A 25319-nucleotide genomic window follows, 5' to 3' on the forward strand; every position below is an offset into this window, starting at 1 on the left:
GATCGAAATCTAAACTGTCAACAATTTTGATTATGACCAACATCTATGTATTATTGGGCGCATGATTTCCCAGTGGACATGAGGTATTGCACGTGAGAGTGACCAAAGCCCAGGCGCAGGCCAATCGGGAGCACATCGTTGAGACGGCCTCTGAGCTGTTCCGTGAGCGCGGCTTCGACGGCGTCGGTGTGTCGGATCTCATGGCGGCTGCCGGTTTCACCCACGGAGGTTTCTACAAGCATTTCGGTTCGAAGGCCGACCTGATGGCCGAAGCCTCGGCCAGCAGCCTTTCCAAATCGCTGGAAGTTGCTGAGTCGCTCGATGTACCGGGCTTTATCGATGTCTATGTGACGAGGGAGCATCGGGACGGACGTGGCAGCGGTTGCACCATGGCCGCGTTGTGTAGCGACGCGGCGCGTCAATCGGATGATTTGAAAGCGACGTTTGCCGAAGGGGTCGAGCACACCCTGCAAACCCTGGGGGACAAATATCCGACTAGCCCGGATGCTGTCCCGGGTGAAGGGAGAAAGAAAATGATCGACCTGCTGTCTCGTGCTGTCGGTGCGATTATTTTGTCGCGTGCCTGCCCGGATGATTCCGCGCTGGCGGATGAGATCCTTGAGGTGTGCCGCGCTGAAATGTTTGCTTCGTTGCCGGTCAATGAAGAGGACGCGGTGTAGAAGGGCAGGTCATTCAAAGCGTGGTTTTCGGTAGAGCTTCGATTTTTATGCTCTGGTCAGAAAGTCAACTTTTGGTCAAATGCTGCGATTTATGAACGGCTACTTTTGGCTGTGGATTCAATCGGTCAGCCAACTACTTCAGCGTCCATAACGCAGCACATCAGGTCACCATATCAGTGCAACTTGGCTTCTTGCCGTTTGAGCGTGGCTATCATCTCAGGCTCACTGGTTTCCTTCTTTAGCACCAGGCTGATGCCTCTATCGTCATCGACGAACAATAAGCCAAGCTTAAGCATTTTACCTACTACAGCCTCGAATCGCTCAGACGAACTCAAGGACTTTGCAACCGTTTTCAGCTTCTGCGGCGCAGAGAATCGCTCTAGCAGGTCTCGCTCGAACTCATCAAGTCGGTGCAATCTTACAAGGCTCGTCCGTGAGTCATACACATAGGCACCTTCTGCGTCCGTCATGAAATGAAGCTGCGGCAGTCTGTTCCCCTGAAACCAGGCATTACGCCATATGGCAACCCGAAAAGATAATTCGTCGGCGTACTTTTCCAAGTTTAGTTTGTAAGTTGCTTGGTCATGAGTATCCTCAAAATAATATGCCAAGTCGTTAAGTTCGCTTTCCGGAACATTATATATATAACGATAGACCTGCGCGGGGCGAAGGGCTAAATCGAATTTTTCCGGATACCAGGTGTACGGGCTGTTTCGATGAAAACCTACAGGGCTTATTCCCATCGGAGGAGGTAGATGAGTGAGATGCGGGATCCACCGACGATACTGTTCGTAATAGTCGGCTGTTTCACCGGGAAGCCCAATCAGAAATGTCCACATCGGCGTCAGACCATAATGAGCACATTGTTTGAGGTGAGCGATGTTGTGGCTTGAGCTGGTGCCCTTGTCCATTAACTTTAACAGGCTTGAAGATAAGGCCTCAACGCCAGGCTGGATCGCCTTCACCCCAGCTAAACCCAAGGCCTGGAGATCATTCTCGGCCATGGTAGTTCGCACCTCATAGAACAGCGTGTTCTTTGTTCCAAGTTTCAAGTGGGGCATTACCTGCTGTGGGTAGCTCTTTGGCAGCAACTGATCACAACACTCAAAGAAACTGGCTCGCTCCTCATGAGTTGCGACCACTGAATTAATATATACTACCGCCTTTTCAACGGACATTGACTTGTAGCTGATATCCCAGCCGCACGAACCACAGAACGTACAGTGAGACTTCTCTCCCCACCAGCAGCCGCGGGAAGTTTCTAAAACTAAACGTGGGCTAAAATTGGGTTGCAACGGCTGAATAATGCGTTCGAAACTGTCCAGAAAATCATGATAATTTATCGTTACTACATGGTCTATACTCCTTTCTGGCCCATGCAAAGCAATCGTCGGAAAGCCATCTCCAAAGATATAGTTCTGTTTAATTACAGCGTTCGTAGGTGTTTCTGAAGCGATGGCATTGGTATCCCAATCAATGTCGCATTTGTTGAACCGAGAGAAAAAGCCTGGGATTACATGGCAGCGCTCCATCTGCTGATTTAGTAGATGTCTTATAAATAATGGAAAACTAATCAGTCCCGAGCCAGAGCAAACGAAATCCAGGCAATTGAAATTCCGAATCAAAGCCTTCCCCATCTTTCCTTCGCAGTTGCCTCCTCCCATGATGACAACTCGCTTTCCTGGATACTGACGCAACTTTTCCGCCAATGCCAACGAAGGCACTGTTTGCTGGTATAAGGAAGTCAAGCCGATGACATCATAGCTGTCGAGATTATACTTCCTGATAAGGTCATCCAGAAAGCCATCAATTCGCGATCTGATGTCAAGGAGTTGCTGTTTCTTTGTCGGGTAGTATCGGTCAACATATTCATGGGCTACTACATCACCGTCCGGAAAAAATACACTGCTAAACAACCATTCTCCCAGTAGCAATGTTTCCGAATCGGCTATTTTCTGATAGGTGTCAAGCCCTGTCCATATCGCAAAATCATGTTGAAAATAGTGAACTTCGATACTTGTGCGATTGGCTATATCTGGGTCTTCCTGAAGGACCGATTTCAATTGGGAAAGTGCCAGTGAAGGGCTTTCCAAATAACAAAACGGCATGTTTATCAAAGCAATATCCATATATGCCTTCCCTCAATGGAGGGTTTGATGTGATTAAATTGATATACGAATTTCGCAGCCAAAAAAACCTCACGGTGACTTACTCTCCCAGTAAGTCATTGATTGCCTGATTTATGATGGCTGACTTCTCAGTGTGACTAACTTTCCTGCAGGGGTTTCCGGTACTGGCGAAGGAATTTGAAATCATATATTCAAATTCAATACTCTCCAGCATCTGCAACGTTTCCGCAAACTTTCTTCTGTTTGGTGACGAAACCCAATATTGCCAACCATCATCTACCGGAACCAAGGTGTCGCCAATGAATAAAATTTTGCATCCTTCATTATCCCAAACATAGGCGAATGCACCCGGGGTATGCCCTGGTACCGGGATGATTTGAATATCCTCAGAAAAAAATTGATTAGAGAATGACAAAGGATTAGAGACATGCAGGTCTTTGGAGTTTAAAGCTTTTGCCTCAATATCACTACAAGTCAGCGGCACGTTGAAATGTCTTGCCAGGTCTACGGTATGGCTGCTCGCATGGTGTCGATCACCTAATAAGATAGCTGATACACCACCTTGATTCTCGATCTCACCGAAAAAGCCAGTTATATTCGCTTTCGTGGCAAAAATAATATTTCCCCTCGGTCTTATTGCAAAAAATGTATGAGGGGTGGGCTCGCCGGCAGGGGTATTCCTGAGTAGGTACAAGTTAGGTAATATCAATTCCATCTTAATTCCTGTCATCATGATAATATGAAATATTAACCAGTTCGTTGCCGAAATGGTGCGCGGCAATGAGCATGGCGCTAAGTCCAACTATGTATAGCAGAGCGTTTATAGTTGTCAATCGAGCTAGCTCTAAAAGTTGCCGAAATCTGCAACGCGCCGGACTAGCGCAATCCCATGCTCAAGCGCTGTACCGCTTGGTAGAAAATTGAGAAGTACTGCGGGCTATAACAGGCTGTTTTTGGCGGATGCTGGAAACGTCAGGGGTGTTCTGTATTAAACGACGCGATATTCCAGGTGTCATATCAAGTTTCAAGTGCGGCGACTTCGCTCCACACCTTTCCGTGCGATAAAACACACGACAGAGTCACCCGGGGTGATATTTAAAAAAAATCCTAGGCACGGTGGAAAGTGCCCTGACTCTGGACTAGAGTTGTTCGTGTCTGAAAGCGTTGGGGGAAATGACTTACGTTTTGGTTCACATGGTTTTGTCTTTTTCAAGGGGATTGGCTGTAGATTGCCGCCCTGTTGAAGCTAACATGAGCAGCAGGCTTTCCTTACTCTCTGCTTCACGTTAGTCATTGGAGTCGCTTTCGTTCGAACCTGACGTTGCGCAACATCTCTTGTTCGAACCTCAGTCCCAGATAGCCGAAGTACTGATCAACAATATCTTCTAGTGCCTCGAGAGAACTCACATGAATGCGACCGCCGAAGTTTTGCAACGCTCCATTATTCATCGTACCAAAGGCAAAAACCTTGGCTCTTTAACAAGACTTATGAGCCCGGCTGACTTGGGCGAGATTTTGAAGCCTTTTGTCTTTCTGGCTATTTTCAGTTTAGGTGAAAACCGCGGGAAGGCCGACTCTGGTATGCATCCACACTCTGGGATTGCAACGGTCACTTTCATGATTGATGGCGATATCGCCTACGAAGATACTACTGGCGCTGCCGGTATCTTGCCCGCAGGGGGCCTCGAGTTGATGCGTGCCGGTAACGGCGTTTGGCACGACGCTGTTCCAACCAGCGACACATCAATCATGGGATTTCAGCTTTGGGTGGCATTACCCGCTTCAGAAGAGAATGGTCCGGCGAAAAGTGTCTACCTAGCACCCTCGAAAATCCCGCAAGCGGGCCCAGCGCGCGTGCTCTTGGGACATTATGGAGATGCGCAGAGCGTTATTGAAGCTCCGGCGGGCGTGAACTACCTGGCTGTACGTCTCAAAGATGGAGAGTGTTGGCGCTACACGCCACCGACTGGCCACACCGTGGCTTGGTTGGCGGTAGAATCAGGCTGCTTGGACACTGGAGGTTTCGTCAATAAAGGCGAGCTTGTAGTATTCGAAGAGTCCGAGCAACATATTGAATTAGTGGCGCGAGGCGACAGTTCTTTTGTGTTGGGCTCTGCGGTGAAGCACCCACATGATTTAGTAACCGGTTATTACTCAGTTCATACGAGCAAAGAGGCAATGGCAAAAAGCAAAACCGAAATACAGAGCATTGCCGCACGTCTACGACAGGAAGGTCGACTGAGCTAGGTCGCTCCGAGCCTCTTCTTGATATATTGTGTAAGCTCGTTCGCCAGGTTATGCGGTTACTTTCGCAGTTTTCGCCATTGCCCTACGCCATGCGAACTTCGCTGGCGAGCGGGGACTTGACGCCCAAACACAAAGAACTAGGAGCAAGGCGCTGCCGTCTGTCACACCCTTAACCCTCTATCAAGCGTGCCATCCAAAATATGAGTATATAAGTGTTGAATGTAAACCTCGTGTATGTTGGCCGATTTTAAAGCAATACCATCTTCGGTTCCGTAAAACGTTCCCCCGCACTTTTTCAGGTGTTTCATGAATGCACGAACTGCCAAATTGTCTCGACAAAGCTGCTTGAAATCCAGTCCGGTAAGTTTCTCAAATTTGTCAAAGTTCAAGCCGTCTTTGGTTTGAAGTGCTGCACCCACTCTAGTCATTAGCGATTCAATCTGGTCAGATTCCACACCAAACTTCACGCACTTCCCCAATGTCAAAGGGTTTTTAATGTACTCATCGTAAAAAGCGTTGTCGTTTAGAACTCTATACCCGCCAAGCATTGAATGCGCTCCGCTTCCGAGTCCAAGGATATCTCCTTCCAATCCATAAGTGTGCATTCCCACTATTGACTCAGATATTTTTTCTCGTGCAAAGTATGCGAGACAATATTGCTCGAAGCCTTGTGCTTCAAGTTGGTATTTTGCTGTTTGGTAGGCGAGCTTTGTATGCTCGAAGCTTAATCTGCCGCGACGTCCCGTATCGATAAGGTTCGCCATCTTTGTTCCTGGCGAAGGTCTATAAGGGTATACCGAGATATGTTGAACGTCCAAAGCGACTGCTCGCGCGATCGAATATTCGACTTGTGCAATTTCTTCATCTGGAAAGCCGGCTATTAAGTCTATGTTAACATTTGGCACGCCCGCCGATCTTGCCAGATCCACCGCAGTCACTGCTTGTTCGGCAGAGTGCGCACGCCCTGCCCGACGCAGGTGTTCTTTGTCAAAAGATTGTATGCCCAAGCTGACTCGGTCCACCGGAAGTGCATCCAGCGCACGAAGGTGTGCAACAGAGAGCGTTTCGGGGCTTGCTTCCAGCGAGTGTTGTCGTACTTTTGACAGGTCAAAACTGGACTGAAGCGTTTCCATTATCCGTTCAAGATGATACGGATTGAGTCGGGTAGGGGTACCGCCACCCCAATAAATTGAAGTGGGAACATAATTAAGGCCAGTACAGTTTTGCCCTGCATTTTTTATCTGCCGGCATAACGCATCCACATACGCTTCGCCTTTAGTGTCAGCAGAGGTTAATTGGCGGGTGTTATTGCCAATCACGTAGTCACAAAAATGGCATTTTGATGTGCAAAATGGCACGTGGATATAAATTTGCAGATTTCGAGGTGCTAGTGGTAATGGCGTCTGTGCGCGTATCTTGTCAAATACGTCAGATAAGTACCGCATACATTATTGCTCCATTCGGCTACGTAAGCAGTGAGTGGCAATCGTTGAGTCTTCGGTCGCGCCTTCATTATTCGTAACCCGGGTCGGTATTGATAGTGGTTGTCTATAGCGGGGCAGTCACACCACTGCTTACCAACTGTTTGATCGTGTCATTTAAGATTTTTTCTTTTTCAATACTGCTGATTTTTCGGCAGGGGCCGCCCTGGCAAGCAAAAGAATTAGAAATTATATAATCGAATTGAAGGTCTTTGAACTGAACCAGCGTTTCCGCAAGTTTTTTCCGACTCGGCGGGGATACCCAATACTGCCATGCGTGCTCTACAGGTACTAAGGTATCACCAATGAACAATATCTTATTGATTCCGTTATCCCAAAGGTATGAAAATGCGCCCTTTGTGTGGCCTGGAGTCGGAATAATCTCAATATCGCTTCCCAGGGTGCGTTTTAAAAAGGGTAAGGCGGCAGCTATTTCAAAACCCTTTGCACTTAATACTTTCGCCTCTATAGTGCTACACATCAGCGGCGCGCCGAAGTATGCCGACGCCTTGATAGTATCCTGGCTAACATGATGCCTGTCGCCAATAAGTATCGCAGAAACACTGCCCAGTTTTTCAATGTCGGCATAGTGGGAGCTGATATCAGCCTTGGTGCCAAATATGACATTGCCTTCAGGCCTTAATGCCAGAAATGTAAAGGGGGCAGGCGATGCGTTAGCATCATCTTTAATCAAAAAAAGATTGGGTAATATCTCTTTCATCTGATTCTCCGTTCAGTTAATCACAGCCCTGGGGTCAAGCCTCGATACGCATGGAATATCGACCTTGTTTGTCCCAAATCTTTCCGTACTGACCTCGTTTGGCAATCAGTTGCAGGTGCGTTCCTTGTTCAAGGATGCGTCCTCCCTCCAAATAAACGATCACATCCATATTTTTTATGGTCGAGATACGATGCGCGATCGCAATGACCATTCGATCACTCATGGCTTTAGCGATCGCAGTTTGAATTTCTTGCTCGGCGGCGGTGTCCAGAGCGCTTGTAGCTTCGTCGAGGATAAGCGTCGGGCAACCGGGTTTCAGCAGCGCACGGGCCAAGCTCAAGCGTTGGCGTTCCCCGCCGGAGAATTCACTACCGTTCTCGCCGGCAAAGGTGTCGAAACCTGAGGTCCGACGATTGATGAAACTCTCAGCTGAGGCCATCCGCGCCGCCGACAATACTGCATCGTCGTCAGCATCAGGAGCACCGTAGGCAATATTGTCCCGCACAGTACGGTTAAATATTCCAACATGCTGACTGACCACTGCGAACTTTTCGCTCAAAGAGTCACGGTCAAATGCTTGCAGCTCAATCCCGTCAAATAATATTTGACCGCTGCAAGGGGTCAGTTGACCAAGAATCAATCGAATGAGTGTTGTTTTACCCGCACCAGACGGACCCACCAGGCCAATTTTCTGTCCAGCTTCGAGGGTGAGATCCAGGTCTTTGAATAACGGTCCTTCACCCGGATAGCCGAAGCAGACTTTCTTGAACTCGATTTTGCCAGTCTGCTTGGCTGTTTTGCACACTGGACTCTGAACGGTTGGCAAAGACGCGACGCTCAGGTCGTCCTGAAGAATGAATTCCAACGCTCCATCCAACGAGCCCAGATTTTCATAGAAGCCAATCAGGTTTTTTGAGAGATCGAAGACCGTCATCACCAAAATATTAGTGGCGGTAAATACCAGTGCAAACGCTCCCACATTGCGCTCGCCAGACAGAACGTCCTGTAATGCCAGAGTAGTCATGACTGCGAACAGGCTGAAAACGGCCACGCTGGAAAAAACGCGCATGAGTAATACGTATCGGCGCAGCTGGCAAGTCCGCCGTTTTTCTTCATCCAGCCCTTCAGCTAGAAACATATTTTCGCGTTGGGATGCTCCATAAGAGAAAACGGTTTCGAAATTACGTAACACGTCACTTATTTGGCCGGCGGACCGTCCTGAAGCAAGAAACTGTTGGCGGCCCAGTCTTAGGCAACGAAATGCGAAGAACGTTGTTCCAGATAAGTAGATAACAAGCCAGCCGATAATCATGAGTGCGTAGTTACTGTCGGCGATATAGAGGATTACACTGATATTTAAAATGACAATAATCATGTTGACGGCGTCGAACGTGAGCAGTTGCACCAATGCAACGCAATTGTAACTTGAGCGTTTTATTGACTCAACCAGTGCCCCGCCGTGTCGGTGCTGAAGTGATGCAGGTGAGCGACTCAACAGGTGGGCAATCTGACGTTTCTGGATATGGGCTCGTAAATCGGCACTCGTGCTGACATCGATCCATTGGTAAAGTCTGAAGAGCACCATTGCGCCTGCGCTTAACCCGATGAGTCCGATAAACCAGCGTATGGCTGACATGCGCTCGACTTCACCAATGTTTGTCAGACCGTTGATGACGCGTTCGAACGCTATTGGCGTCGAGCTTTCCAAAAGAGTGCCCAAGGCCGTAAATATGACCATCAAACCTATACGAAATAGCACGCTTTCACTCAGCATCTGGCGTAAATAGACGAGTGGTGTTCGAGCCAGTGGCGGGTATGAACTCATAGTGCTATTACTCCTTGGGCAAATACATTTCGTGTAACCATATTTGGTATCAACTGGCAGGAAGAACTATGAATAGCAACCTCCCGGACCCGGCAATTTTGAAGCAGTCGGTAGTTTTTGATCTGTCATGGGCCGTCGATTTCGCAACAGAATTGCATTCGGCGAATAAAACAGGCCAATTTCGATTTGAACTTGGCGACATGTCGATGGCAGACCTTGATCTTTCCAATACCCGAGTCACATATTCCAATATTCGAGACAGCAATTTGTCTGGCGTTTCGTTGAAAGGGGCACGCTGGGACGGCTGCTTTTTTGACTCTGCAAATCTTTCACGGGCCGATTTAACCGACGGGATATTCACCTCGTCCAGTTTCGTCGACTCGGGTTTGACCAACACGGTGCTTACCGGCGCAGATCTGAGCGGTATCAATGCCTCTAGTGCATTGCTGGAACATTGCGCCGCCGATAATTCAAATCTGACCAAGGCCACCCTCATCAATGCAAAGATTGTGGGTGGCTCTTTCAGAGGCGCAGTTTTCGCGGGTGCTGTCGCGCGTGGGTCAATATTCGAGTCGGTGGATCTGACAGGTGTCGATTTTTCAGATGGCATTTTTTCTGACTCGGTTTTCAATGCCTCTGATTTGTCCAACGCCAAGTGTGCCGGCGCGAATTTCGAAAAGGCCAAGCTCAGTGACGTTGTCTTGACCGGTGCCGATCTGAGCAATGCTTTTCTTGTAAAAGCCGACTTGTCCGGAGTGAACCTTTCGGGTGCCAACCTGAGCAACGCCAACCTGCAAGGGACTAACCTGGCAGGCGCAAATCTCAACGGTGCACAGCTCATTGGCACCAACCTGCAAGGTGCGGATTTACGCGGAGCCAGCCTTGAAAAGACCGCGGTGGCAGGGGCCAATTTCGCCAACGCCAAACTCGACGACTCATTCACGCGCGAGTCCGGGCTTGATACCTCCGCCCAGGTACAGTTGGGTAGTTCCAAGGCCTCTACGCTAAGACTCATTTAGACAGTCATCGCAGGTTCAGCGCCTCCCCGGGACGATTGTCCTGGGGAGCATATTGACTCTATGGCCTTGGTCAGCCAGGCATCTTTCTCATCATCAAGGTCGGCGCTCCAGCACAGCCGAATACCACTGGCCGTGCGACGGATCACAACCCAACTGCGTCCTCCTGCGATAGCCAGGTCAGACACTTCTTGTTCTTCGGCAAATAACGTGCAGTCCGGGGCCGTCGTGTGTTCAAGCACGATGACGACATCCGGATCCTCTCCCCGCTGGCGTTGCTCGTTGCCGGTCAAATGTCCAATGCGCTGATCATCGGTTTGACGCAGTGAGGTCAGGATACTGACTGACAAGGGGGCGAACGCCTCGGCAATGTGCTGGGCGAGGCTGGCGCTTTCTGTCTCGCCGCCCAACAGCAGGTGCCTGATGGGGCGTGAGCCGGCTCGCACCTTTGGCCCAACCCACGAAGGCAGTCCAGGCTCGGCAAAGTCTCCCGCCCGTGCGACCGGCAGCCTGGGCTGAGTATCGGTGGCGATAAGGCGGTAGAACCATTCCAGATGAGCGAACAAGATCGACCACGATGCCTCATCCATGACAATGCGGTGCAGCGCAATCGCCAGGGTGCTTTTGCCTTCGCTATTGGGTGAGGCCACCGCAAATAGCGCTAGTGGTTCGTTCATCCCGCTGCCGGTTTTTGACAGCAGTGCGTTGGACAGACGGGCCTCGAGAATCTCTCTCTGCTCATTGGACTTCGCGGACAGGTCCGCCCAGATGAGAGGCAGTGCGTTGGGTATCGGCGCGACTTTGCCTTCCACGCCGCTGTCCGTCTGGCTCAGTTGCAAGCGAAGCGAGGGGTGCAGTGTCAGTACCTGAAACAGCGCCCGTCGAAAAAGATTTTGATCCAGCGGTTCCCGGGTCGCGATGACCCGCGTGATCCAGTCCTCTTTGGAGCTGCTTCGTGACTGGAGGAATTGCCGTTGGGCCGTGGAGAGAGCGTTTTGGTTTTTCGGCGGAATAATCTCTACGGGCGTGACCTGTGGCGCCAGTGTTTCAGGAATGGGCTGGCCTCGTTCGTCGCGCCGGATGGTGGTAACCCTGATCAGCTTGGGCACTACGTCGTTTCGTGGCCAGCGGGTCTTTACCGCATGCTCCAGATCCGCCATGGTCGAGTCGCTCTTCAACACGGAAAAAATCTCGACCTCGGCAGGAGCCGCCTCGACCGGTGTTGGTACGTAATCGATTGAGCGAAGGATCTTCGTCACGCGCTCGTTGTCGGAAACGCCGGCCAGTTCAGCCAGGGCACTGTCACGATCCAGGTGGCCCAGGCGCACCTCCCAGGCGGTGGGTATTTCATAGTTCGAATAGCCTTTTTCCAGTCCGTGAACCGCGACGCCCACGTCATTTATCAGGCAATTGGAGGAGCAGAACCCGGTATCTTCAGGCTCTTTCCATCCGGCCTGGCTGGTACTGAGGTAATCGTAGATGTCCTTCTTCTGGGCATTGCTATAGCGGTAGAAGTCGATGAGGCGGACCCGATCAAAAATCGAGTCGTCATAGAACTGTTTTCCGTCCAGGCCGGCGTAACGCTCAACCTGGTGGTAGATCCTGCGCCCCTCGGCCAGTTTTGCGTCGATGATTTGCGGGTCGAAGATGTTGCGATCATGGAAAAACCTGAGGCGCTCCTCCACGATCTGGCCACGAGACATGCCGGTGAATATGAGGTTGATGCCGCGCTGGTCGGCCAGGGTCAGGCTGTGGTCCAGAAGGGCCTTGAAACAGCCTTTGCAGACGGTGCTGTACCGTTGCAGGCTTTCCCGGAACACTTCCCGCATCTGGGCATGGGTTCCGGTGATGTGCTCGATATTCAGGTCACTGGTGATGCGGGCGATGTTGTCGAATGCTTGGCGTGAAATGAATCCGTTGTCGAACGTGTAAGTCATCACCTTGAGCTGCATGTCTACCAACTGGTGCAAGACGTACGTCGAATCCTTGCCGCCACTGAACAACAGCATGCAGTCGATATCCGATCGCTTGTGCGGGCGGTTGGCCGCTACTATTGCCTGCAATGCGTCCCGGTCGCCGAAGTAAAGATCCAGGCGCTCTTTGTAGCGGTCGTAACGACGACACTCGGTGCAGACACCTTCGTGGTCCAGCCGGATGCCACTGACTTGTGTCGAGATAGCGCAGCGCCTGCAGCGCCTGACAGTTTCATACGGCGGCGAATGGACAACAGCGACGTCACTGACGAGCCCGGAAGACCGGACGAAGTGTTCAAGGGCACCTAGCTCCTCGGAGGTGAACGCCAGCTGCGCGGGGTCCTTCATTGAACCTGTCATAGCTGCTCCAGCAATTGAAGAAGCTCATCGTCATCCGCGGTCGCGGTAAGAATGTCGGTTTCGATCTTTGCGGCCAGGCCCCGGATGGTCGGGTCGTCGAGGAAGTCCCGCAACGCGACACTGATGGCGAAGGCCGCTTCCACGCGTGATAGAACCTGCATGGCGAGCAATGAATGCCCCCCCACCGAAAAAAAGTTGGCGGTGATGCTGGGCGTATCGATCTGCATGAGTTCGCGCCAGATCGATGCCAGCGTGACTTCGACGGGGGTTTGCGGCGCGACGTACTGGGCGCTGTCAGTCACCTGCGGGGTAATGTCAGGCAAGGCACTGTAGTCGATCTTGCCGGTTACTGTGCGTGGCAGGATGGGGAGAAAGCTGATGTGTCGCGGAATCATCACCGTTGGCAATCGATCGTTCATGAAACGGCGTAATTCATCTTCCGGAACTTCCGGGCTGGCGACAATGTACGCGATGAGTCCGTTTGCGCCTTCGTCAAGCTTGCGCTCCACGATTGCGATGTCCCGCACGCAGGGGTGTTCGTGAAAGCTGTTTTCGATCTCGCCCAGCTCGACGCGGATACCGTTTATTTTGATCTGACGGTCGCGGCGTCCAATGAACTCCAGTTCCCCATCATCAAGCATCCGTCCCAGATCGCCCGTACGGTAAACCAGGTCGTCAGGATCACCGCTCACGGGGTTGCTCACGAAGACTTCTGACGTCAGGTCGGGCCGCTGATAGTAACCGAGGCTCTTGAAGGGCGTGCGGATGTAAATCTCACCAATCATGCCGATGCCGCAGGGCTTTTGCCGGTTGTCGAGAATTAACACACGGCAACCGTCGATCGGCTTGCCCACCGGAACACTGGCACGCTCGGCGTCTTCCGCTCGAACACGGTGAAACAGCTTGATCATCGTGGTTTCGGAGGGGCCGTAGAAATTGATCAGTTCGACGCTGGTTCCGAATACGTCAAAAAAACGCTTCACATCAACGGGCAACAGCACATCCCCGGCGACGCAGACTCTGGCCAGCGTCTTGGGTCGTTGCGACCGGGCTTGCAAGGTCTTGAGCAGGATGCGCAGGATTGCGGGCGTGGTGTGCATCAAGGTGACCGCGGCCTCATCCAGCCAGCCAACCAGCCGTTCGCCGTCGGCGATCAGGTTCCGGTCCGGTGGCAGGCACACGGTGCCGCCGATGTTCAGGGGGGTGAAAATATCGCGCAAAAAGGCGTCGAACGCCGGAGTAGTGAACTGAGTGCAGCGCACGGACTCGTCGAGGTTAAATGCCCGGGCTTCCCACCTGGCAAAGTGCGCGATGCTTTTGAGTCGCCCCAGGATACCCTTTGGCTCACCGGTGGATCCGGAGGTGAAATAGATGTAGCTGGCGCCCTCTGGATCCTCCTCCCGGGAGTCTTGCAGGGGTGTATCCAGAGCCCGGAGGGCTCCGATCTCTATGCTTTCGATGGCGCTCGGAAGCCCGAGTTCCTTGGCGATTGCCGCACCGTTGGGGTCACATAGAATGGCGATCGGATCCGCGCTATCTATGGCTTTGAGCAGGCGCGCCGGCTGTGTCTGAGGGTCCAGCGGAACAAAGACCAGGGCTTCCTTCATCGTCGCGATGACTGCGGCGATCACTTGCATCGGCTCCGAGGAGAGAATTATCACGGGACCGATCGTTGAAGCCAGCCGGCTTCTCAACTCTGCGGCAATGGCATCGGACCATTGATCGAGCGCACCGTAAGTGATTTCTTTCCCCACACTCGACAATGCGATGCGCTCAGGGTGTTGTTTTGCAAGGGCGGCAAAGATTTTTGCAGCATTAGTCGTCATGAGCGATGTTACCTCTCAGTCATAGTCGGCACAGGGCGGTTTCCGGCGTCAGCGGCCCGCGGTTGTTGATTCGGAAGATAAGGAATCAGTTCTTTGAGAACGATGTCGCCCTGCGCCACTGGGGCCTGCAATATCGTGCGCAGTCGCTTGTCCGCATAGAGTTGCATCTGGTCCCGGACCCCCTGCGGAGAGGGCTCGGTGAAGTTTCCATACGCCAGCAGACCCATGGCATGAGGCTCCGTGCCGAACTTCACGACAGCGCTGAAACCATCGCCGCCGTTGGCAATGTAGTCTTGCGTCGGGCCTGACTGGGTGAAGTAGGTGGCGCGGATCAGCCCGAGCGGGTCAGGGCCTCCATTGGCTGGCAGCAGTTGACCGCCGGGTAACTTGAAGATGTCGCCCCAGGCAATGTCCGGGGTGGCGCCTGTCTTGCGTAATTCGCGAACGGCATCTCCAAGCAGCGCTGCGGCTTTTGCCGGCTCTGCCAGGCCGCGAGGTCCGGCCAGCGGCTTTCTCGGATCGAAGGGGACGGTGAAGATGCTGTCATCGTCGGGCATCAGTTTTACCCACTGGATAAACAACGGTGCGCCGCGACTGTCGGCATTCATCGCTCGGTCCCAGCGGGCAAGAATCTGCGCACCCGCCTTGCTGTCGGGGTCACTCGACTGGTGTCCAGCGGCAATCAAGTCGTCGAGCGTACGCAGTGCGAGCTCGGAGCCGGTGTCGAGTTTCAGATTCATCAGGGCATTGAAGTCGACCTTTGGCGTGACCTTGAGACGTTCAATGATGCGTTGCGCACGCAGATTGACGAACGGGTTGCTGACCAGCCCCTCCGGATAGTCAGCGGGGGACAGGCTGTTGGGCTGTGTTGCTGTCCATGGAGGATCGTTGGCGTTCTGCACCCATCCGCTCTCAGGGTCAGTAACGGAGGGCACCTGCTCCAGGGGTAATACGCCGGTCCACAGGTTTGTGCTCTTGCTTCCATCGAGAAAAGTCGAGCCGCGGGAGATGTCGTGGCGCGAGGAAGGGTTGCGGCCGCCGAAGTAATAGGCAATTTTTCCGTCGCGGTCAGCGTAGATGATGGAAAAAATGGCTATCTGCTGGCGCTTCAATAAGCGATTGAACTCCTCGTAGTTCTGCGCACGCGCCATATCGCGATATTGAGTCATGGTGTGAGCGGCGTCCTTTCCGGTCACCCAGAGCGCCAATGCCCGGTTTTTGTCATGGGCTACCACGGGGCCGAAGCGGCTATCGCTGACGGTAATGTGCTTTTCGGTAAATTGACCGGAAGGCAGGCGTGCGCGAATCGTCTCGATACGGGACTCGAACGCCGTTTGTTTGCCGTCGAGCAAGTAGCCATCCCCCTCGAGTTTGAGCTCATAGAGGTAGTAGCTATGCATGGGGTTGACGGTATGGGTCCAGCCCAACGTCTGGTTGAAGCCGATAACGTGCATGGGCAGGCCGAGCAGGCTCACACCGTAGAAGCGCCCTTGGGGGGTGACGGACTCATATTCGAACCAGCGAACAAGGTCGGACCAGGGCAAGTGCGGGTTACTCAACAGCAGGGTTGCGCTGCCGGACTTGCCGGGGGCTATTGCAATGGCGTTGGAGCCGCGATTTTGCACATTGGCCATGGCCGGTGCGACTCCCGCATTCCAGGCACTGGCATCCTCAGTGACTCTGGCCGGGGAGACGGCAAAATCGTAAAGCATCACATGCGCCAGGCGCGCCAGCACATCGACGGCCTGGATCGGCAGTACCGCTCGCAGCTCATCATTGATCCCCTCGGGATGAGCCTTCGCGAAATCGTTGATACCATCGGCGAAAGATTGCAGGGACGCACGCTCCGAGGGCTGTTGCTGGTCCCACCATTCAAGCGCGGTTTTTGTGACACCCATCTGCCGCACCCACAGGTCCTGCTCCAGCGCGTTTTCGAGTTCCATATGCCCGGGTGTTTCGGCGAAGCGCCCGCGCGCGCGCGCCATGAGCGTCAACACGGCATTTGCATGGGTGCGCATTTGTGACCAGCCCACGGCATACGCCAGCTCGTTCTCGGAGCCAGCTTCTATGTGGGGGACACCCCAAATGTCCCAGATGACGGGCACTTGTTTTTGGACGGAGGAGGCATTGAGGGAAGGGGGAATGAAAATGAATACGCAAATTATCGCGAGCAGACGATTACCAATAGCACCCATCAATTGCACCTCCCTGTGTTTTTACTTGGTAGATCCGTCTACTAACCCGTCAATCCGCCAAGGCTTGCCAAGTGCGTCCGATATGCACTTCAAGCCAAGTTTGAGGCCTGTCCGGGTGGGTTGAACGAGGCTAGTACATGATTCTCGATCGCGCCAATGGCAGAGCAGCAGTCGCCAGGCAGGGCGTTTGCGTGACAGGAGCTGCCCGATGCGCTGAATAAAAAAAAATACGCTTTTAAAAAACTGAACTACTTTTCCTCTTTGGCAAAAGACAACCTTCCCTGTCCGTTATTGCCTGGGTTCGATACGACGACGTTTAACAGCGGGCTAGCTCTTTGGGCGATGCACCCGGTTCACAAGGAGCAGTGAAATCGATGGCAGATCAGCTTGAATCCCCCGCTGACTCATATCCTTCGCCAGTGAAGGTGCAGGCTCTGGATATCTATCCTTTGACCTTTTTGCAGGAAGGCCTGCTGTTTCACTCTCTCCAGGACGGAGCCGAGTGTGACTATCTGGTGCAACTTTCCTGTCGCCTCAAAGGCGTCGATCCAGAGCGATGGCGCGCGGCCTGGAGTCAGGTCGCTTCCGGTGTTGATACCCTGAAAACGGCCTTTGCGTGGCGTAATGTGTCTCCGCCCATGCAGATCGTGGCCCGGGACGTTGAACTGCAATGGACGCAGATCGATTGCAGCACCCAAAGCGCAGCGGAGCAGGAACGGCAGTGCAACAGCTATCTTGAAAAAGATCGTGTCCGCCGTTTCAACCTTTCTCGTCCACCTCTTCATCGGATGGCGGTTTTCATTCTCGGTGACGGAGCGTTGCGATTTGTCTGGACTTACCACCATCTGATCCTGGACGCATGGTCAGCCACGATCCTCCTGGGGTGGGTCATGGAGGCTTATCTGACAGGTAGTCCTCCGGTAACAGCGCCCTTCAAGACTTATGTAAGCTGGGTCCAGAAGCGCAATACCACTCAGGCGCGAGAATACTGGTCGAGTCTATTTGCCGAGCCTGCGCTGGTTTCAAGTCCACCTTTTTTACTACCTTCAGCCGAAGCCGCCGAGCGTCAGCCGCGGCGACTCAAGCGCCTGCTTTCGCAAGCCAGCACCACGCACATCAGTCAGTCCGTCGTTGAACGGCGCTTGACCTTGGCCACTTTGGTTCAGGCTGCCTGGGCACTGACCTTGCGTGATTTCAGTCTGTGTGAGGATGTGACTTTTGGTTGGGTGATTGCCGACCGCTCGGTCGATCTGAAAGGGATCGACAAAATGGTCGGGCTGATGGTCAACACCGTGCCCATTCGCTTGCGTTGCAACCCTGCGACCGCAGCCGGTCGGTTTCTCGATGAGGTCCAGGCGTCATCGACCCTTGCCTGGGACAACGGCCGATTGCCGCTGACGGAAATTCACGATATAGCCGGCCTGTCGGCAGGGGAGGCGCTGTTCGAGACCGTGGTGGTGTTCGAGAATCTTCCTCCTCTGCATGATGGCGCTGCAAACGGTGTCAGCGTGGAAGACCGGCGGGCGTTTTGGCGAACCAGCTACCCCATCAGCCTGATGGTTGCACCCGGCCCCTGCCTGAAACTGGAAATTGCCTACAACGGTGCGCAGGTCGAGGACGGTGCGGTTGCAGCCCTGCTGGAGCGGATGGAGGCTTATGCGATCGCCTTGGGCACGTTACCGGATCGGCCGATCGGCGAACTGGTGCCGCAGCCAGCCCCTGTCAGTTGGCAAGGTCAGCAGCAACCGCTGAGTGTGTGCGGTCTGGGCGCGGAACTGCTCGCTCGGTTGGCCGGGCGTGGGCGTTCGACAGCCTTGCGCTGGGGGGATGATGCCTGTATGTCGGCGGCTGAGCTGGCCCAAAGAAGTGAGGCTCTTGCTGAGCGGTTGTGGGCGTTGGGCCTCAAGCCGGGCCAACTGGTGGCCACCCACCTGGATCGCGATGCCGGGCAGGTCGTTGCGTTGTTGGCGCTACTTAAACTGGGATGTCCGTTTTTGGCGATAGATCGTTGCTTGCCGCTGGAGCGCAAGCAGTATCTGATCACGGACAGTGGTGTCGGGCTGGTGCTTGGCCAGGTGGATGATGACCTGCAGGGTTGTAATGTTCAGATGGCTGGTCTGGATGCACTGGGCGAGCTGGTAGCGGCGCCGGCCCGCCTGGTGGACGGCGTGATGTTGGCGGGCAGTCCGGCCTACCTGATGTACACCTCCGGTTCCACTGGGCAGCCAAAGGGTGTGATTGTGCCGGTCCAGGCCTTGGAAAACGTGCTCATCAGTTTTACCCAGACCCCAGGACTGTCCGCGCACGACCGGTTTCTTGCACTGACTACCCTGTCATTTGATATTTCCCTCCTCGAGGTTTTTGCGCCGCTGTGGAGCGGCGCATTGCTGTTGCTCGCTCCGAGTGAGCTGGGCCGGGACCCGCAAAGGTTGGGGCAGATGATTGCGTTGACCGCCCCGAGCGTGATGCAGGCGACCCCTGCCATATGGCGTTTATTACTGCGCAGCGGATGGCAAGGCGCACCACAGATGCGCGCCTGGTGTGGTGGCGAAGCACTGGAGCGAAGCTTGGCCGATTTATTGCTCCCCCGCGTGGAGCAGCTGTGGAATCTGTATGGGCCGACGGAGGCCACGATCTGGGCGCTGGTTGAAAAAGTCAGTGCCGAGGAGCGAACGATACACCTGGGAGCCCCCATCAATAACATGCGTGCCTATGTGCTGGACGCACGTGGCCATCATGTTCCCCTGGGTGGCCGAGGCAGGCTTTTCCTGGCCGGACAGGGACTGGCATCGGGTTATCACGGTCGTCGCGAGGCCACGCAGGCGGTGTTCGTCGCTGACCCCTTCGGGCCCCCCCATGCCTCATCTGTCATGTACTGCACCGGGGATACGGTGCATGTCACCGAGCAAGGCCGGCTACGTTACCTGGGGCGAACCGATGACCAGTTCAAGTTGCGCGGTATCCGGCTGGAACTGGCCGAGGTCGAGGCCGCATTGGGTCGGCATCCCGCGGTCATGGCCGCTGCGGCGAAACTTTGGTCCGACTCGGAAGGCAACTACGACCTGGCCGGTTATGTGGTGTGCTCGACGCCGGTCAGCCATGAGGACATACGGGCTGCCGCGGCCGCCGTTCTGCCTTCCGGCTCGGCGCCGGCCTATATCATCGAGCTGGACCGGTTGCCGCTTTCGGCTTCCGGAAAAGTCGACCGCAAGTTGCTGCCGGCACCGAGCCACGGTGCTCAGACCCAGGATGAGCGCCTACGTCGTTCACAAATCGGCGAAGTTGTCGCCGCGACCTGGAACAAGGTCCTGGGCGTCCGATCGGTGGGTCAGGACGATGACTTTTTTGCCTTGGGTGGCCATTCGCTGAAGGTGGTCGCGGTGACCTCGTTGGTCAATCGGCTGTTTGGGACTTCGATTGAGCTGGTCGAGTTATTCAGGGCTCCGACCTTGAAGGCCTATGTTGCAAAGGTCGAGCAACTCATCAGTCAGCACTCCGGTGTGCTGCGTGCGGTTCCGCGGATCGTGGACCGCAATCTGTGGCGTGGGCTGTCCTCTTCGCAGCGTCAGCTCTGGTTTATCAGCCATGCCGATAAAGAGCGGCGGGCCTTTCAGCTGACCTGCGCGCTGCACATCGAAGGGGGGGTGGATGCACAGATCCTGAGCCAGTCCATTGAGCAGTTACAGCTTGTGCACGGAGCGCTGCGCACCATTTTTCGCGAGTCTGTCGGAGAGCCGCAACAGCGGGTGCTTCCTTCTCCCCAGCGTACGCTGCGCATATGGGATGTCCCTGATAGAGAGCAGGCCTTGGCAGCGCTGACGTTAGAGCCCATTTCACTGGAACAGGGCCCGCCGTTGCGATTTGTCTTGATCAGAGAGTCTGCGGTCAGTGCTGTTTGTGTATTGACCATTCACCACCTGTTGGTTGACGAGTGGTCGCTTGGCGTTCTTGTCGAAGATTTGAGCGCCCTCTACAGCGCGATACAAGCCGACACGGTTGTGCCCATGCCGCCAGCTAAGGTCGACTTTCTCGATTATGTCGTCGATGAACTCGATCAGTCGGAGGGACCCCAGCGTCGCGTCGACCTGGAGTACTGGTCACGGCAGCTTCATCAGCTGTGCCCGACACGCCTGAGCCCTGATCGTCACGCTGAAGGGAGCCCCGGGTTCAGCGGCGGCCATTTGCGTATCGAACTCGACTCGGCACTGCGCGGTCATCTGGAGCGTGTCGCTGCCGCGCGAGCCGTGACCCCTTTTGTGGCGTTGCTGGCGGGATTTTATATCGTCCTGCAACGCTACGGCATGGGGGACGATATTTGTCTTGGCGTGATGGATGCCGGCCGCACTCAATCCGAGATGGAGCGAGTCGTCGGTCTCTTCGCGCGAGCGTTGCCCATTCGGCTACATATGGATGAATGCGAGTCGCTGGAAACCTTGATGCGCCGGCTCCAGTCGACCTTGCTGGATGCGTCGATCCACGCCAATGCACCTCTTGACGAAATAGTCCGTGAGCTGGAGTTGTCCGGGGAGCGTGGACGGAATCCTCTGTTCAATATTTTGATTGTCATGCAAAACATGATGGGCGGCGCTACCACCTTTGGCGGTTTTCCGGCTCGGCCGGTCGCGGTCGACAGCGGGGTGTCCGAGTTCGACCTGCTGATCGAGATATTTGCCTATGACAACGGTTATGGCATACGCCTGGTGTACGACCGCGAGCGGTTCGAGGTCGGCCGGATCAGCGAGTTTGCCTTGCGCCTGGAGCGCACCTTGCTGCAGATCGCCGACAATCCGCAGGCTCTGGTGGGCGATATCAGCTTGCTGGGTTCTTGTGAGGTCGAGTCCTTGCGCCAGGCCTTTGCTTCGGAGGCGCCATGACTGTGGATCGCGAAGAGCTGCTTCAGGACAAGTTGCGGGCGCTGAGCCCGGCGCAAAGACGTCTGTTTCTCGACGCCGTGAGCGAGCGCCTGAAAGCCCAGCGGGTGAAGATTGCGCGGCGCGAGAGAAGCGACCGCTTCAGCCTGTCATTTTCCCAGCGGCGCCTTTGGTATATCTACCAATTGAACCCTGCGAGCACGATGTACAACATGCCTGAGTGTGTGCGCCTGCGCGGTCCCTTGGATCTTGAAGTGTTTCAGGGCGCCTTCGAGGATGTCATCACCCGGCATGAAAGCTTGCGGGTGACCTTCCTCAACACGCTGGAAGGGCCGGTACAGATCGTGAACGAGCAGACGGATTGCGCGATCGAGGTCGTTGACCTGTCGAGTGTGAGTGACGAGCAGATGGAGGCCCGGGCTCGTGAGCTGCTGTTTGAAATATCCGACCGGCCTTTTGACCTGGGTCGCGGGCCGGTGGTGCGCCTGTCGCTGGTGAGAATGGCGCACGATCATCACTTCCTGTTGATCAATATGCACCACATCGTCAGTGATGGCTGGTCCATGGGTGTCTTCGCCCGGGATTTTTCCGCCTTCGTCGCGGCACGGGTGCTTGGCATGAAACCCGACCTGCCGCCACTTGAGGTCGGCTTCGGGGACTTTGTGGAGTGGCAGATAGGCCGCTTGAACGGCCCGGCAATGGACAAGCAAATGGCCTATTGGCGGCCACGGCTCAAGCAGGTTGAAGATCTGGTACTGCCCTTCGATCGACTGCCGACGGCCTCGACCACCGAGCGGGGAGGGTTTGAATACATTCTTTTCGATCGCGTCCTGGCAGATGGCATCAATGCCTGCGCTCGGGAGTGCGGGGTGACCTTGTACATGATGTTGCTCGCGGCTTTTTGTGTCGCGCTGCATCGTCAATCGCTGCAAAGCAGCATCACGGTGGGATCGCCCACTGCCAGCAGGGTGCGCGCAGAGACTGAAAACCTGATTGGCTTCTTTGCCAATACGCTGTTGATCACTTCCGCCGTGTGGCCGGACATGAGCTTTCGCGAAGTCGCACAGGGCGTTCGCGAGTCTGCGCTTGGAGCCTTCAATCACGATGAGATGCCCTTTGAAAAACTGGTGGAAACCCTGCATCCCGATCGCGACTCCTCTCGCAGTCCGCTGTTCCAGGTGATGTTCATCCTGCAAAACACGCAAAAACCGTCGCTCAACTTGCCAGGTCTGCTTATCGAGCCGTTCGCGGCCGGCAGCCTGTCGGTCAAGTTCGACATGCTGATCGAGTTTTATGAGTCGCCTGAAGGTATTACCGGCTGGCTCGGATATCGTCGCGATTTATTCGATGAACGAACCTGCAAGCGTTTTGCGGATAACTATCATCGCCTGCTCACTTCGATCATTACCGACCCCGATCAACTCGTCTCTGAACTCTCAATGGAGGTCGAACCGATCGTCACGACATTCAACGATGATCTGGATGCAGAGTTTTAGGTCTCAGTCATTCGTTTGAGGGCACTTGCCGTATGTGTGGAATTGCTGGATTCATGGATTTATCCGGACAGGTCAGCGCCGACCCCAGTGTGCTGTCCAGGATGTTGCAGACATTGATTCATCGCGGGCCCGATGCGCAGGGGACCCTGGTGGAAGGAGGTCGGGCCATTGGTATGCGGCGCCTGTCGATCATCGACCCGGGAGGCAGCGAGCAACCACTCTATAACGAAGACCAGAGCCTGGCTCTGGTGGGTAACGGCGAAATTTACAACTATATCGAGCTGCGCGAACAGTTGACGGCTCGCGGTCATGTCTTCCGGACGAAAGGGGACATGGAGGTGGTCCTGCACCTGTTCGAGGAATTCGGCGCGGACATGACCGAGCACCTCAATGGCCAGTTTTCTCTGGCGCTGCTGGATCGTCGTAGTGGCCGGTTATGGTTGTTTCGGGACCCCATGGGCATCACCCCGCTGCATTACGCGGTCTTCGGCGACACATTGGTGTTTGCTTCCGAAATCAAGGCCATCCTGCAACACCCGGCTGCGCGTCGGGCGATCGATCCCATCGGTCTTGACCAGGTGTTGTGCTTTCCGGGGCTGGTGAGCCCCCGGACCCTGTTCAAGGATGTGCACAGCTTGCCGGCAGGGCACAGGCTGGTTGTCGACGGCACTCAGATCACGCAAGAAGCCTTTTGGGACATGGACTACCCGATGCAAGGTGCGGAGTCGCAGGTCATTGACGAAGGGGCCGTCGTCGAGCAGTTTCTCGGGCTGTTCGACGCGGCAGTCAAGCGTCGGCTGCGTGCGGACGTGCCAGTGGGCCTTTACCTCAGCGGCGGTCTTGATTCTTCTTTCCTGGCCGCCTCGGTAAAAGCCGTTGCCCCCGAGCATGAGCTGACCACCTTTTCCGTTGTCTTCCCCGAGAACAGGGCTATCAACGAGCGCGTCTATCAGACGTTGATGGTGCGCCAGCTGGGCAGTCGCCACATCGAAATCCCCTTCGAGCAGGAACGCATTGCCGATCTTCTGCATGATATGGTCTGGCACAGCGAATGCCCGGTGAAAGAGACCTATAACACCTGCACCATGGCCATGTCCGCGGCCGCTCGGGCTCATGGCATTCCTGTGGTGCTGGGCGGAGAGGGCGCGGACGAATTGCTGGCCGGCTACCCGGGCTATCGTTTCGACGCCTTCAGTCGGCAACGGGGTCTTGAAGAGCTGAGCCAGGAGGAGGCCTTTGCACGAGAGAGATTGTGGGGCAGCAGTGCCGTGCGCTACGAACGTCACTATGGCGGTTATCGTGACTTTCGCAGGCGTTTTCTATCGCGGGAACTGGAACAGAGCCTGCTCGCTGAAGATTGCCTGTCGAGGCCCGTTATCGACGTTTCCAAAGTGCTGGGACGTCATCCGGTCAACCAGCGTTCCTATCTCGATATCAAGCTCAGGCTGGCGGACCATCTGCTCGGCGATCACGGCGATCGCATGAACATGGTGTCCTCCATCGAGGGGCGCTTTCCATTCCTGGACCGTGATGTGGTCGATTTGTTGCGCCGGCTGCCACCGCACTTGAAGCTCAACGGGATGGACGAGAAATATCTGTTGAAACAGGCCGCTGTCGGGCGTGTGCCTCAAGCCATTATCAAGCGGGAGAAGTTTGGTTTCCGGGCACCCGGTTCCAGTTTTCTGCTCGCGCAAAACAAAGAGTGGATATACGACACGCTTTCGCCTGAGCGCATTGCCAGGGAAGGCTTTTTCGATCCCGCGGCGATCGCGGACGAACTGCAACGACAGAAGAACGCCCCCGTCGGCGCCAATCCCCATGCTGACGATGACATTTTGCTGTTTGCGCTGACATTCTCGATTTTGCTGGAGAAGTTCGACATCAAAGGGCTGTAGAGGAAGGGCACCGTCAGCCCTGACAGGTCGCCGCACGAAACTATCTGTACGAGGTGCGCTTGTTGGCTCCGCGCCGCCTCGAGTCATCACGTCAGGAGAGACATCCATGTATTTGAAGCCAGTTGTACAGACGCAGAAGGTTATGCGTCAGAGGCTGCAAGCTCGCCCGTCGCCTAGACCCCATCGACGATACATATCCGGCGCTCAATGATCGTCTGTTGAAGTCTGCTATCGAGGTTTCCTGGCCACGGCATTGACCGCCGCCGTCAGGGTGCTGTCTTGAGACCAGGTTGCAACAGACGGTAAGTCTGATGCTGACGAATTCAACTATTGACGCTGATATTTCCCGGATTATCCGGGAAATATCGGTCAAGGCGGACTGTGGGCGTCTAATAAATAGCGCTTATACATTTATCCGAAAAGGCGCGCTCTTTAATTGTTGTTATTTTGTAAATTCCTATTCTGACCAAGAATGCGCAAGTGCCCTTGAAAGTCTCTGTAATAGGGAGGGGCTTAATCGTCTGATGCCGCGCTCTTGTGTTCCGAGATGGTTTTTTTTCAGCGGGTTGCCGAGCGCAAACGTCAGGCTGGCGAGTACTTGAAC

The 25319-nt window shown here is 54.6% G+C and carries 14 protein-coding genes; 6 read left to right on the forward strand and 8 right to left on the reverse strand.

Going from position 1 to position 25319, the window contains the following annotated elements:
- Nucleotides 1-92: 92 nt before the first annotated feature.
- Complete coding sequence (locus tag LOY38_RS11985) at nucleotides 93-680, forward strand: TetR/AcrR family transcriptional regulator (protein ID WP_258700185.1); 588 nt, start codon at nucleotides 93-95, stop codon at nucleotides 678-680.
- Between the two features lie 173 nt (nucleotides 681-853).
- Here the strand turns inward: LOY38_RS11985 and LOY38_RS11990 are convergent, their stop codons facing one another.
- A complete protein-coding gene (locus LOY38_RS11990) occupies nucleotides 854-2809 on the reverse strand; it encodes a RiPP maturation radical SAM C-methyltransferase (protein WP_258700186.1) in 1956 nt (651 codons plus the stop codon).
- A gap of 79 nt (nucleotides 2810-2888) precedes the next feature.
- Nucleotides 2889-3524, reverse strand: coding sequence for a hypothetical protein (locus tag LOY38_RS11995; RefSeq protein ID WP_258700187.1), 636 nt, complete (start codon nucleotides 3522-3524; stop codon nucleotides 2889-2891).
- A gap of 692 nt (nucleotides 3525-4216) precedes the next feature.
- Here LOY38_RS11995 and LOY38_RS12000 point away from each other — a divergent pair.
- Entirely contained in the window at nucleotides 4217-5056 is an 840-nt protein-coding gene (locus LOY38_RS12000; RefSeq protein ID WP_258700188.1) for a pirin family protein, read from the forward strand.
- A gap of 161 nt (nucleotides 5057-5217) precedes the next feature.
- Here LOY38_RS12000 and LOY38_RS12005 read toward each other — a convergent pair whose 3' ends face one another.
- The 3 genes from LOY38_RS12005 to LOY38_RS12015 all read right to left on the reverse strand — a co-directional run bounded on the left by LOY38_RS12005 (nucleotide 5218) and on the right by LOY38_RS12015 (nucleotide 9083).
- Nucleotides 5218-6501: a coproporphyrinogen-III oxidase family protein gene (locus LOY38_RS12005; RefSeq protein ID WP_258700189.1), complete on the reverse strand. Its 1284-nt coding sequence runs from the start codon at nucleotides 6499-6501 to the stop codon at nucleotides 5218-5220.
- Between the two features lie 103 nt (nucleotides 6502-6604).
- Entirely contained in the window at nucleotides 6605-7258 is a 654-nt protein-coding gene (locus LOY38_RS12010; RefSeq protein WP_258700190.1) for a hypothetical protein, read from the reverse strand.
- Between the two features lie 34 nt (nucleotides 7259-7292).
- A complete protein-coding gene (locus tag LOY38_RS12015; RefSeq protein ID WP_258700191.1) occupies nucleotides 7293-9083 on the reverse strand; it encodes an ABC transporter ATP-binding protein in 1791 nt (596 codons plus the stop codon).
- Between the two features lie 68 nt (nucleotides 9084-9151).
- On the opposite strand from LOY38_RS12015, the gene LOY38_RS12020 reads away from it, so the two are divergent.
- Nucleotides 9152-10102, forward strand: coding sequence for a pentapeptide repeat-containing protein (locus LOY38_RS12020; protein ID WP_258700192.1), 951 nt, complete (start codon nucleotides 9152-9154; stop codon nucleotides 10100-10102).
- Here LOY38_RS12020 and LOY38_RS12025 read toward each other — a convergent pair.
- Genes LOY38_RS12025 through LOY38_RS12035 form a run of 3 tightly spaced genes read right to left on the reverse strand, consistent with a single transcriptional unit; the run spans nucleotide 10099 to nucleotide 16453 of the window.
- On the reverse strand, nucleotides 10099-12432 hold the full coding sequence (locus LOY38_RS12025) for a condensation domain-containing protein (RefSeq protein WP_258700193.1): 2334 nt from the start codon (nucleotides 12430-12432) through the stop codon (nucleotides 10099-10101). The two genes, LOY38_RS12020 and LOY38_RS12025, sit on opposite strands and share 4 nt — an antisense overlap.
- A complete protein-coding gene (locus tag LOY38_RS12030) occupies nucleotides 12429-14258 on the reverse strand; it encodes a non-ribosomal peptide synthetase (RefSeq protein ID WP_258700194.1) in 1830 nt (609 codons plus the stop codon). Before LOY38_RS12030 ends, LOY38_RS12025 begins: the two co-directional genes overlap by 4 nt.
- Nucleotides 14259-14266: 8 nt before the next feature.
- On the reverse strand, nucleotides 14267-16453 hold the full coding sequence (locus LOY38_RS12035; protein ID WP_258700195.1) for a penicillin acylase family protein: 2187 nt from the start codon (nucleotides 16451-16453) through the stop codon (nucleotides 14267-14269).
- Between the two features lie 449 nt (nucleotides 16454-16902).
- Between LOY38_RS12035 and LOY38_RS12040 the strand changes: the two genes are divergently transcribed.
- The 3 genes from LOY38_RS12040 (at nucleotide 16903) to asnB (ending at nucleotide 24715) form a co-directional block, all read left to right on the forward strand.
- Nucleotides 16903-21327, forward strand: coding sequence for an amino acid adenylation domain-containing protein (locus tag LOY38_RS12040; RefSeq protein WP_258700196.1), 4425 nt, complete (start codon nucleotides 16903-16905; stop codon nucleotides 21325-21327).
- 77 nt (nucleotides 21328-21404) lie between these two features.
- Nucleotides 21405-22820, forward strand: a complete 1416-nt coding sequence (locus LOY38_RS12045) for a condensation domain-containing protein (RefSeq protein WP_258700197.1) — start codon at nucleotides 21405-21407, stop codon at nucleotides 22818-22820.
- A 32-nt stretch (nucleotides 22821-22852) separates the two neighbouring features.
- Complete coding sequence (gene asnB / locus LOY38_RS12050) at nucleotides 22853-24715, forward strand: asparagine synthase (glutamine-hydrolyzing) (RefSeq protein ID WP_258700198.1); 1863 nt, start codon at nucleotides 22853-22855, stop codon at nucleotides 24713-24715.
- The last annotated feature ends 604 nt before the right edge of the window (nucleotides 24716-25319 follow it).

Source organism: Pseudomonas sp. B21-015, assembly GCF_024749285.1.
Taxonomy (GTDB): Bacteria; Pseudomonadota; Gammaproteobacteria; order Pseudomonadales; family Pseudomonadaceae; genus Aquipseudomonas.